Raw genomic sequence first — 11333 nt, forward strand, 5'->3', positions numbered from 1 at the left:
AAAAGATCGGGCTTCTTCTTCACCCAAATATCCCCGCCGGAGGCTCCTGCCCGTGCCGTCAGCCTAACTGCCCCATTTTGCAGGCGGTGATGGCCGCCATATTCAGAATGTCGTTCACCGTGGAATTGGTAGAGAGAATCTGAATCGGCTTCTTTACCCCGGTCAGGATCGGACCGATGACCGTAGCCCCTGCCATTTCCTGCATCAGCTTGACCGAAATACTGGCCGAGTGCCGCGCCGGGACCACCAGCACATTCGCCGGGCCGGTCAGGCGGCTGAACGGGTATTTCGCCGCCTGCTCGCGGTTCAGCGCGACATCGACGGTCATTTCGCCTTCATATTCGAAATCGACCCGGCGGGCGTCCAGAACCCGTGTGGCATCGGCCATTTTCTGCGCCCGCTCGCTGACCGGGTGACCAAAGTTCGAGAAGGACAGGAACGCCACCCGCGGATCAAGCCCAAGACCACGCGCCACCCTGGCGCTGCGTTCAGCAATATCCGCCAGATCCTCCGCCTCGGGCCATTCATGCACCAGCGTGTCACCGATCAGCACGATACGCCCTTTGTGCAGCACCGCGCTGACCCCGACCGCGCCATCCTGCGGGCGCACGTCGAACACCCGGCCAACCTGTTCCAGCACATGCGCCCCTTTGCGGGTCGCCCCCGTCACCAGCCCGTCACCATGACCATGCGCCAGCATCAGGGCAGCAAACACATGGCGGTCGCGGTTGGCCAGTTTATACGCATCCTCGCGGTCCATGCCGCGCCGTTGCAGCCGGGCGTAAAGATAGTCGTGATAAGCGTCCAGATGCCGGGTATTGCCCGCGTTCACCACGCTGATTTCCCGTGCGGCATCGCCCATACCGGCGGCGGTCAGCATCTCGCGCACCTCGGCTTCACGGCCCACGACAAGCGATTGCCCCATGCCGCCGCGCTGCCACGCAACAGCCGCTCGCAGCACCCGCAGATCGTCGCCTTCGGCAAAGATCATCCGGGCCTGTGCTTGCCGGGCGCGGGCGTGGATACCTTGCAGGATGCTGGCGGTCGGGTCCATCCGCGCCTTGAGCGACTGGACATAGCTGTCCATGTCAATGATCGGCCGCCGGGCTACGCCGGTATCCATCCCGGCCCGTGCAACCGCTGGCGGCACCACATGGATCAGTCGCGGATCAAAGGGCGTCGGGATGATATAATCCCGCCCGAATTGCAGCTTGCGGCCATAGGCGACAGCGACCTCATCGGGCACGTCCTCACGCGCCAGTTCGGCCAGCGCCTGCGCACAGGCAATTTTCATTTCATCGTTGATGGCGCGGGCATGGATGTCCAGCGCCCCCCGGAACAGATAGGGAAAGCCAAGGACGTTATTCACCTGATTGGGATAGTCGCTGCGCCCGGTCGCCACGATCGCATCGGGACGGACGGCATGGGCCTCCTCGGGCGTGATTTCAGGATCGGGGTTCGCCATGGCGAAGATCACTGGATTTTCAGCCATCCCCTGCACCATTTCCGGCGTCACCGCACCCTTGGCCGAGACGCCCAGAAACACATCCGCGCCCAGCATCGCTTCCTCGAGCGTGCGGGCCTTGGTCACGACGGCATGGGCCGATTTCCATTGGTTCATGCCCTCGGTGCGGCCCTGATAGATTACGCCCTTGGTGTCGCACATGATGCAGTTTTCATGCCGGGCGCCCATGGATTTCAGCAGTTCCAGACAGGCAATCCCCGCCGCACCGGCACCGTTCAGGACAATTTTTACGTCTTCAATCCGCTTGCCCGACAGTTCCAGCGCGTTAATCAGACCGGCAGCGCAGATCACCGCCGTGCCGTGCTGGTCGTCGTGGAACACGGGAATATCCATCATCTCTTTCAGGCGCGATTCGATGATGAAACATTCCGGGGCCTTGATGTCCTCAAGGTTGATGCCGCCAAAGGTCGGCCCCATCAGGCGCACGGCATTGATAATTTCCTCGGGGTCTTCGCTGTCCAGCTCAATGTCGATGGCGTTCACATCGGCAAAGCGTTTGAACAGAACCGCCTTGCCCTCCATCACCGGCTTGGACGCCAGCGCACCGAGGTTGCCCAGCCCAAGGATCGCGGTGCCATTGCTGATAACGGCGACCATATTGCCCTTGACGGTATAGTCATAGGCGGTTTCCGGGCGCTCTGCGATGGCCTCGACCGGGACCGCCACGCCGGGGGAATAGGCCAGCGACAGGTCGCGCTGTGTGGCCATGGGGGTGGATGGCACCACGTCGAACTTGCCCGGTCGCGGTTCAAGGTGATAGGCCAGCGCCTCCTCGCGGGTGATGCGGCTTTTGCGGGGGGCGTTGTCATCGGCCATCGGGTTCCTCCTTGTTTCCGCGATGATTAACCAAAGGCCGGGTGGCGCTCAATGCCCAAAGGCGCGGTGCAGAAAGCGCCAATAGGCCAGCGTCAGAAGCCCCATCACCAGAAAGGCCATGACCGAGGGCGCAATCAGCCCCGTGCCACGCCCAAAACCATCGCCCACCGCCCGGATCAGCAGCCCCGCCGCCAACATCCCGACCGGAGCCATGCCGATGGCGAACAGACGATAGGCGCTGTTGACACGGCCCAGCAGGGCGGGCGGCACCAGCCGTTGCCGCCACGCCACGACGATGGTGTTCCACAGCACCCCGCCCAGTTCCGAGATAAAGAACCCAAGGGCCACCAGTGCCACGCCCCATATCCCCGGCCCTGCCAGCCAGATCATCAGCGGCAGCGGCAGCGCGAATAGCATCACCCATTGCAGCGTCCGGCCCCGGCCCAGCCGGGCGATAATACGTTCCCCCGTCAGCCCGGCCAGCACACCGCCCGCCGCGCCCGCCATCATAATCGCAGACAGCGCCAGCGGCCCCATTTCCAGACGTTCCTGCACGATCAGAACCAGCGACACCATCACCGCCTCGAACGCGAAATTGAAAAACCCGGTCAGCAGTGCCAGTTGCCGCAGGGTTGGGTTTGCCAGCAGAAAGCCGATGCCCTCGCGCAGTTCCGCCCGCCATGAGGCGCGGGCCGGTGGCGTGGCAGGCTGGGCGCGGTATTGCCCCGCAATCGTCGCCATCAGCGCCACCGCCAGCGCCATGGCCGCCGCATTGACCCCGAAAGGCAGCGCCAGCGACAGGCCCAGCAGCACCCCTGCTGCGGCTGTCCCGAGGCCTGTGTTCATCACAATCTCGATCGTCCACAGCCGGGCATTGGCGCGCTCCAGATCATCGGGCGGCACCAGCGCGGGCAGCATCGTCTGCGCGGCGGTATCGCGCAGCACCTCAGCCAGACCGACGACCACCGCACAAGCGGCGATCAGTGCAAACAGCGCCGGATAGTCCGTGCCACGCAGGGGGGCATCCGTCAGCGGCAGCGTGAACCAGACCGCCAGCCCCGCGATCAGATAAGCCAGCGCCCGCAGCCCATCTGCCGCCATCATCAGCCGCCGCCGGTCCAGCCGATCCACGATAATGCCCGCGGGCAGGGAAAACACGAACCAAGGCGCCTTCAGCGCGACCGGCACCATGGCAATCCACAGCGGATCTCGGGTCAGTTGCGTGGCCAGCCAGCCCCACGCCACCAGCGCCACGCCGTCGCCAAAATTGGCGCAGCCGCTGGCTATCAGAAATCGGTTCAACACGCCACGCATCGGGTCAGGCTAGGGCTGGCTGCAACCTCTGGCAATCCCCCCGGCGTGCGGGCTAAAACCCGTGCCAAAGGAGAGCCGCCCATGTCAGACAAGCCCACGCCGATGATGGAACAATATCTGGCGATCCGGGACGCCAATCCCGGTGCGCTGCTGTTCTATCGCATGGGTGACTTTTACGAGATGTTCTTTGACGACGCAGTTCAGGCAGCGGCGGCGCTGGACATTGCCCTGACCAAGCGCGGCACCCATATGGGCGAGCCGATCCCCATGTGCGGCGTGCCGGTTCATGCGGCGGAATCCTATCTGCTGACGCTGATCCGCAAGGGCTTTCGCGTTGCCATAGCCGAACAGATGGAAGACCCGGCCGAGGCCAAAAAGCGCGGCAGCAAATCCGTCGTGGCCCGCGATGTGGTGCGGCTGGTGACGCCCGGCACCTTGACCGAGGATTCCCTGCTGGAAGCCCGCCGCCACAATTTTCTGGCCGCCTTTGCACAGGTGCGCGAAGAAGGCGCGCTGGCATGGGTCGATATTTCCACCGGAGCGTTCCGGGTCATGCCCTGCGGCGCGGCGCGGCTGGGGCCGGAGCTAGCCCGCCTCGCCCCGCGCGAATTGCTGGTTGCAGAGGCCAGCGGGCTGGACGATCTGGCCAGCGATTCCGGTGCGGCACTGACCGAATTGCCCGCCACGGCCTTTGACAGTCAGGCAGCGGACCGGCGCTTGCGCAGGCTTTACGGCGTGGAAACGCTGGATGGTTTCGGCCATTTCGACCGGGCCGAACTGGCCGCGCTTGGCGCTATCGCCGATTATCTGACGCTGACGCAAAAGGGCGCGATGCCGCGCCTTGATGCGCCGGTGCGCGAAAGCGGTGCGGCGGCAATGCAGATCGACGCCGCCACCCGCCGCAATCTGGAGCTGACACAAGCCCTGTCGGGGGGGCGCGAAGGGTCTTTGCTGGCGGCCATCGACCGCAGCGTGACGGCAGGCGGGGCGCGGCTGCTGGAACGGCGGATCAGCGCACCGTCCCGCGATCTGGCGCTGATCCATGCGCGGCTGGATGCTGTCACGGCGCTGGTCGCGGATTCGCGCCTGACGCTGGACCTGCGCGATGCCTTGGGCCGCGCGCCCGACATCGACCGGGCGCTGTCGCGGCTGGCACTGGACCGGGGCGGGCCGCGCGATCTCGCGGCGATCCGTGCCGGGCTGACTGCCGCGCTGGCGATCCGCGACCGGCTGACGGACGCGTTGCCCGAGGTGCTGACCCGCGCCGCCAGCGACCTGACCGGCCATGATGAACTGATCGACCTGCTGGACACCGCGCTGATTGCGGAACCGCCGCTGCTGGCCCGCGACGGTGGCTTCGTCGCGCCCGATTATGACCCCGATCTGGACCACACCCGCCGCCTGCGCGACGAGGGCCGCGGCGTCATCGCCGGGATGCAGGCCGATTACGCCAACCAGACCGGCATCAGCAGCCTGAAGATCAAACATAACAACGTTTTGGGATATTTCATCGAGACCACGACCACCCATGCCGAACGGATGCTGGCCGCGCCGCTGAACGAGGTCTTCATCCACCGCCAGACCACCGCCAACCAGATCCGCTTTACCACGGTCGAGCTGTCCGAGCTGGAAACCCGCATCCTCAACGCCCGCGACCGTGCGCTTGAGATCGAGCGCGGCATTTTCGCCCGTCTGCGCAACGCCGTTCTGACCGCCGCGCCGCTGATCGGCCAGACGGCGCGGGCGCTTGCAGAAATCGACGTGACGGCGGCTTTTGCCAACCTTGCCACCGGCGAAGGCTGGACCCGCCCCCGTGTCGATGACAGCCGCGCCTTTCAGATCGAAGGCGGACGGCATCCGGTCGTCGAACGTGCACTGAAGCGCAAGGGGCAGGTCTTCATCGCCAATGATTGCGACCTGACCAGCGGCGACACCCCCGCAATCTGGCTGCTGACCGGACCGAATATGGCCGGGAAATCGACATTTCTACGCCAGAACGCGCTGATCGCCATTCTGGCGCAGGCGGGCGGCTTTGTCCCCGCACAGGCGGCGCATATCGGGCTGGTCAGCCAGTTGTTCAGCCGCGTTGGGGCCGCTGACGATCTGGCGCGGGGCCGCTCGACCTTTATGGTCGAGATGGTCGAGACCGCCGCCATTCTGAATCAGGCGGACCCCGCCGCGCTGGTCATTCTGGACGAGATCGGGCGCGGCACCGCCACCTGGGACGGGTTGTCGATCGCTTGGGCGGTGATGGAGCATCTGCACGCCCAAAACCGCTGCCGCGCCTTGTTTGCCACCCATTACCACGAGATGACCGCCCTTTCCGCGCGGCTGGACGGGGTGGACAATGCCACCGTCACCGTGCGCGAACATCAGGGCGAGGTGGTTTTTCTGCACGAAGTCCGCAAAGGCGCGGCGGATCGGTCCTATGGCGTGCAGGTCGCGCGGCTGGCCGGGCTGCCCCCCGCTGTCGTGGACCGCGCCCGCGACATCCTGCACGCGCTGGAATCGGACGAGCGTGACGCCGCCCGGCCCGCCGCGCTGATCGACGACCTGCCGCTGTTCCGCGCCGCGCCTGCACCTGCACCCGCCTCGGCTCCGTCACAGGTCGAGGTCAGGCTGCAAGACATCAGCCCCGACAGCCTGACCCCTCGGGCCGCGCTGGACCTGATCTATGAGCTGAAAGCCCTGTCAGAGCAGCCCTGACGGATCAGGTCAGGAACAGCCGGTGAAAGACAAATGCCCCGATGCCAGCGAATAAGACGCTGACCGGGACATAGCCTTCGGAAAAGCCCACCGCGGCCGCGACAAAGGGGATTGCCGCGGCAATGATGCGCCACCACAGCGGCGATTCAGGCCCGACAATGCGCATCAGACCAGTTCCACCGCGATAGCGGTGCCTTCGCCGCCGCCAATGCAGATTGCGGCAACGCCCTGACGCAGCCCCCGCGCCTGCAAGGCATGGATCAGCGTGACCACGATCCGCGCCCCGGATGCACCGATAGGATGGCCAAGCCCACAGGCTCCGCCGTTCACATTCACCTTGTCATGCGGGACATCCATGCGGGCCATGAAAGCCATCGGAACGACGGCGAAGGCTTCGTTCACCTCCCACAGATCCACGTCATCCTTGCTCCAGCCGATCTGTTCCAGCAGCTTTTCCGTCGCCGGAACCGGCGCAGTCGGAAAATCCGCCGGGGCCTGCGCATGGCTGGCGTAACCCACGATCCGGGCAATCGCGCCCTCGGCCCGGTCGCTGACCACCAACGCCGCGGCCCCGTCACTGATGCTGGACGAGTTCGCCGCCGTCACCGTGCCATCCTTGCGGAAAGCAGGCTTCAGCGTGGGGATTTTTTCGGGCCGCGCATTGCCGGGCTGTTCGTCGGTATCGACCACGGTCTCGCCCTTGCGCCCGCTCAGCGTCACCGGGGTGATCTCGGCCTTGAAGGCACCGCTGCTGATCGCCGCACTCGCACGCGACAGGCTGGCCAGCGCGTAATCATCCTGCGCCTGCCGGGTAAAGCCGAAGGCGCCCGCGCAATCCTCAGCGAATGTCCCCATCAGACGGCCCTTGTCATAGGCGTCCTCCAGCCCATCCAGAAACATATGATCCAGCGCCTGCGCATGGCCCAGCCGCGCCCCGCCGCGCATTTTCGGCAGCAGATAGGGGGCACGGGTCATGCTCTCCATACCGCCCGCCACGATGGTTCTGGCCGAGCCTGCCCAAATCGCATCCGAAGCCATCATCAGCGCCTGCATCCCCGAGCCGCACATCTTGTTCAGCGTGGTGCAGGGCGTCTGCTCTGGCAAGCCGCCCGCAAAAGACGCCTGCCGCGCCGGGGCCTGACCCTGACCAGCAGGCAGAACGCAGCCCATGAACACCGCATCCACCGCAGGATTCCCGGCCCGCGCCACCGCCGCCGCAATCGCCGCGCCCCCCAGCTCCGCCGCCGTGGCACCTGCCAAAGCGCCCTGCATCCCGCCCATCGCCGTCCGTGCCGCGCCGCTGATATAAACCGATTTCGTCATTGCGATCCTCATTTTCCCTCTCGCGTTGACCAAATCCTAACGATTTCGCGCTAGGGATACAGAGGAATCACAATGAAAAAGGGCCATAATGAAACTTTCAGTGCTGCCAGATACGGACAAGCTGGTGATCCGCATTGATGAACCGCGCATCGACGCAGCCATCGCCACGCAATTCAAAGACGCCATGCGCAGGCTCATCAACCAACAGGATGGAACCGTGCTGCTGGACATGGAACAGGTTGATTTCATGGACAGCTCCGGCCTTGGCGCGGTGATCTCGGTCTATAAATCCCTGCCGCCGGGGCGCGGGTTTGAATTGCGGCACCTGACCCCGAATGTTGATCGCGTCTTCCGCCTGACCCGGATGGACAGCGTGTTCACCATCCACCCGCAGGCCCCCGCATGAAGGGCGGCCCCCTGCCCCGGCACGGCACGGCGCAAGGCACCAATGGCGCAACGCACCGCGACGATCAGCCGCTGTTCACGCGCCGACTGCCGGCCATGCCTGACGCCGTGCGTGATACGCTGATGGCGCTGCACAAACGGTTCGACGCCCATATTGACCCCGACACGCTGGGCCGGGCCGAGCTGGTGCTGGCCGAAGTGCTGAACAACATCGCCGAACATGGCCGCTCAGCAGCGGGTGCCCTGCCCTTCATCCATCTGACCGTGATCCGCTATCTGGACGGGCTGGCCTGCGCCATTACCGATGACGCCGCCATGTTGCCCCCCGATCTGCTGCGTGGCGGCGCATTGCCGGACCATGACCCCCTGCCCGAAGGTGGTTTCGGCTGGTTTCTGATCCGCGATCTGACGCAGGAATTATGCTATCTGCGGGAAAACGGGCGCAATATGCTGGCCTTTCGCATCCCGCCCGCCGGGCATGATTAGCCCTGCGGACTTAGTTCAGGCGGGCCTGCAACGGGTAAAGGCCGTCCTCGAACTCGCCAAACATCTCGGGCAATTCCGGGTGTTCCAGCGGCTCGCCCGAGGCGTCGGGGATCAGGTTCTGCTCAGATACATAAGCCACATAATAGGTCGCCTCGCTTTCCGCCAGCAGGTGATAAAACGGCTGGTCACGGTCCGGGCGCACTTCTTCGGGGATGGATTCATACCATTCCTCGGTATTGGCAAATTGCGGGTCCACATCGAAAACCACCCCGCGGAACGGATGTTCGCGGTGGCGGACGATCTGGCCAAGGCCATATTTTGCGACTCGGGCGTGCAAGAAAAACCTCATGGTCCAAAAGGACAGGCCCGGCTTTTAGCCGCTAAGCACCCGGCTGTCCACCAATCACCAGACGACCTACAGCCCGGACTGCCAGTCACGGATCGCCTGCATCGGCCACAGCAGCATGATGACGTTCAGAATCAGCCCGTCGCGGATCACCACTGCTGTCAGAACCTCGAACCCCAGAAACAGCGCGATGCTGACCCAAACCGGCAGCACCCGCGCCAGCCAAAAGCCGACGATCATCGCCCCCATATCCGCGACCGAGTTCACCACCGAATCACCGTAGTAATCCAAAGAAATGGTCACGCTGCGGTAACGCTCGATAATCGCGGGAGAGTTCTCAACGATTTCCCATGCCGCTTCGATCAGCGCGGCAATCACCAGCCGCCATCCCACCGGCAAACGCGGCGCAAGCCAGGCCAGAAAAGCATAAAAAATCAGCCCATGGATCAGGTGAGAAGGCGAATACCAGTCCAGCAAATGCTGCGAGCTTTCGCTGCTGAACGTCTGGCCATGCCACAGTTTGACATAGCCACATTCGCAGATCGGCACGCGCCCCATGGCCAGCAGCACCGCCGCCATGCCAAGCACCACCCCCAACAGGGCCAAAGTCGAATATTTCATCTACGCATCCTCTGGCTGCAAAAGCTGCGGGCCATCCCCCGTCAGCACCCACACGCCAGCATCATCCAGCCGCGCCACCGTCAGCGCCCGGCCATAGCCCGCACCACTATCAAGGTTAACGCGGTTGCCATAATGGCGCGGCCGTTTCAACGCTGTATGACCATGCACCACCAGCACCCCATGGTCGCACGGATCACCCAAAAACGGCTGCCGAATCCAAAGCAAATCCTGCTCGGTCTGATCGTGCAGGCCAATGCCGGGCCGCACCCCCGCATGAACGAACAGCGCGCGCGGCGTCAGATGCCACAGCGGCAGGGATTGCAGCCAGAGAACATGCGCCAGCGGCACCTTGCGCCGCGCCTCCTCATGCACGCGCCGCGGATCATCTCCAACCGTAACCCCATAAGATTCCAGCGTTTCCGCCGCGCCCGCCTCAGGGTGCAGCACCCAGGGCCGCCCCGACTGAAAACCAGAATCGACATAAAGAGGATCACGCAGGAACCCCGGCAACATCCGGTCGTGGTTGCCCCGGATCACCAGCCAAGGCTGCCCCCCGGCCTGCCCCTGCATCAGATATTCAACCACACCACGGGAGTCCGGCCCCCGGTCCAACAGGTCGCCAAGATGCACCACCTGCGCGCCGGCCCCACCATCGGCGGCAATCAGGTCATGCGCGGCCCGCAACTTGTCCAGATGGCCGTGAACATCCCCCACGGCATAGATCGCCTGCCCCGTCATCCCGGCCTCATAAAGAAAACCCCCGGCCATCGCGGGCCGGGGGCAAGGTCATTACAGTTCGAATTGCAGCGCCTTGATCTGCTGGAACTTGCCGCTGTCTGCCAGCGCCCGCATCGCGGCCTCGGGCAGTGCCTCGTCCAGATACAGAATGGCAATCGCATCGCCCCCGGCACCGGCACGGCCAAGGGTAAAGTTGGCAATGTTCACGCCCTGCTCGCCCAGGATACCGCCCAGCGCACCAATCACCCCCGGCACGTCCTTGTTGCGGGTGTAAAGCATATGCGCCCCGATCTCGGCATCGACGTTGATCCCACGGATCTGGATGAAGCGCGGCTTGCCGTCGCTGAACACCGTCCCCGCGATGGACCGTTCACGCGAGTCGGTCACGCAAGTCACCTTGATATAGCCGTCATAGGCGCCCTGCGAATCCTGATGTGTGGTCGCAATCTGAATACCGCGATCCTTGGCGACGACCGGGGCCGAAACCATATTCGCATCCGGGTTGGTCGCCTTCATCACGCCTGCGATCACCGCAGCATTCAGCGCGTTCAGGTTCATATCCGCCACGACACCATCGTAAAGGATATTGATGGCCTTGATCGGCTCATCGGTCATCTGGCCGATAAAGGCACCCAGATGCCCGGCCAGCTTGATCCACGGCCCCATGACAGCGGCCTCCTCGGCCGTGACCGAAGGCATGTTCAGCGCGTTCGACACTGCACCGGTCAGCAGATAATCCGACATCTGCTCGGCCACTTGCAGGGCGACATTCTCCTGCGCTTCGGTGGTCGAGGCACCAAGATGCGGCGTCACCACCACATTCGGCAGATTGAACAGCGGCGATTCGGTCGCCGGTTCCACCGCAAACACATCCAGCGCCGCGCCCGCGACATGGCCGGATTGCAGCATCTCGGCCAAAGCCTCCTCGTCGATCAGACCGCCACGGGCCGCATTGACGATACGCACGCCTTTCTTGGTCTTGGCCAGATTCTCGCGCGACAGGATGTTGCGGGTCTTGTCGGTCAGCGGAACGTGCATGGTGATGAAATCGGC

The 11333-nt window shown here is 64.2% G+C and carries 11 protein-coding genes; 3 read left to right on the top strand and 8 right to left on the bottom strand.

The window, feature by feature from the left end; translation table 11 throughout:
• Positions 1–58: 58 nt before the first annotated feature.
• Entirely contained in the window at positions 59–2341 is a 2283-nt protein-coding gene (locus Q4G24_RS07285) for an NADP-dependent malic enzyme (protein WP_303365850.1), read from the bottom strand.
• Positions 2342–2389: 48 nt separating this feature from the next.
• Entirely contained in the window at positions 2390–3643 is a 1254-nt protein-coding gene (locus Q4G24_RS07290) for an MFS transporter (protein ID WP_303365851.1), read from the bottom strand.
• A 93-nt stretch (positions 3644–3736) separates the two neighbouring features.
• Between Q4G24_RS07290 and mutS the strand changes: the two genes are divergently transcribed.
• A complete protein-coding gene (gene mutS / locus Q4G24_RS07295; RefSeq protein ID WP_303365852.1) occupies positions 3737–6361 on the top strand; it encodes a DNA mismatch repair protein MutS in 2625 nt (874 codons plus the stop codon).
• A gap of 4 nt (positions 6362–6365) precedes the next feature.
• Here the strand turns inward: mutS and Q4G24_RS07300 are convergent, their stop codons facing one another.
• On the bottom strand, positions 6366–6527 hold the full coding sequence (locus Q4G24_RS07300; RefSeq protein WP_303365853.1) for a hypothetical protein: 162 nt from the start codon (positions 6525–6527) through the stop codon (positions 6366–6368).
• The gene (locus Q4G24_RS07305; RefSeq protein ID WP_303365854.1) at positions 6527–7684 is read right to left on the bottom strand and encodes an acetyl-CoA C-acyltransferase; all 1158 of its coding nucleotides are present in this window, start codon (positions 7682–7684) and stop codon (positions 6527–6529) included. The genes Q4G24_RS07300 and Q4G24_RS07305 overlap by 1 nt, the downstream gene beginning before the upstream one ends.
• Before the next feature lie 88 nt (positions 7685–7772).
• Between Q4G24_RS07305 and Q4G24_RS07310 the strand changes: the two genes are divergently transcribed.
• Together Q4G24_RS07310 and Q4G24_RS07315 are read left to right on the top strand one after the other, a co-directional pair.
• Positions 7773–8090, top strand: a complete 318-nt coding sequence (locus Q4G24_RS07310; RefSeq protein WP_303365855.1) for an STAS domain-containing protein — start codon at positions 7773–7775, stop codon at positions 8088–8090.
• Entirely contained in the window at positions 8087–8575 is a 489-nt protein-coding gene (locus Q4G24_RS07315) for an ATP-binding protein (protein WP_303365856.1), read from the top strand. The genes Q4G24_RS07310 and Q4G24_RS07315 overlap by 4 nt, the downstream gene beginning before the upstream one ends.
• Before the next feature lie 10 nt (positions 8576–8585).
• Here Q4G24_RS07315 and hspQ read toward each other — a convergent pair whose 3' ends face one another.
• From hspQ to Q4G24_RS07335, 4 genes are all read right to left on the bottom strand, one after another.
• On the bottom strand, positions 8586–8924 hold the full coding sequence (hspQ, locus tag Q4G24_RS07320) for a heat shock protein HspQ (RefSeq protein ID WP_303365857.1): 339 nt from the start codon (positions 8922–8924) through the stop codon (positions 8586–8588).
• Positions 8925–8990: 66 nt separating this feature from the next.
• A complete protein-coding gene (locus Q4G24_RS07325; RefSeq protein WP_303365858.1) occupies positions 8991–9542 on the bottom strand; it encodes a DUF2585 domain-containing protein in 552 nt (183 codons plus the stop codon).
• Positions 9543–10310, bottom strand: coding sequence for a metallophosphoesterase (locus Q4G24_RS07330; RefSeq protein WP_303365859.1), 768 nt, complete (start codon positions 10308–10310; stop codon positions 9543–9545).
• A gap of 21 nt (positions 10311–10331) precedes the next feature.
• On the bottom strand, positions 10332–11333 hold a 1002-nt coding region (locus tag Q4G24_RS07335; protein ID WP_303365860.1), incomplete at its 5' end, for an NAD(P)-dependent oxidoreductase.

It is taken from the genome of Paracoccus sp. (in: a-proteobacteria), from assembly GCF_030538695.1.
In the GTDB taxonomy this organism is placed as follows: Bacteria; Pseudomonadota; Alphaproteobacteria; order Rhodobacterales; family Rhodobacteraceae; genus Paracoccus.